Genomic DNA, 244 nt, shown 5'->3' on the forward strand with positions numbered 1-244 from the left:
GTTGGGAGCACTTACCGCTATAGCCGGTATTGGCCACCCTCCACGGTTCTTTGATACCCTAGAGTCAATGCAGGCCAACGTAATCACGACCAAAGGCTTTGCTGACCATAAGGCGTTGCTAAAGGCGGATATTACGCCGTTAATTGCCGATGGCCATCAGCTAATAATGACAGAAAAAGATGCGGTTAAATGCCGTGACTTTGCAGATGATAATTGGTGGTATCTACCTGTATCAGCACAGATT

At 47.1% G+C, this 244-nt stretch carries 1 protein-coding gene; it reads left to right on the forward strand.

Annotation, left to right across the window (positions count from 1 at the left end; translation table 11 throughout):
• Window positions 1-244 (forward strand): tetraacyldisaccharide 4'-kinase (locus AB4585_RS26255; protein ID WP_372171694.1); only part of this gene is annotated, 244 nt, incomplete at both ends.

The organism is Vibrio sp. 10N.222.49.C9, assembly GCF_041474985.1.
Lineage (GTDB): Bacteria > Pseudomonadota > Gammaproteobacteria > Enterobacterales > Vibrionaceae > Vibrio > Vibrio crassostreae_C.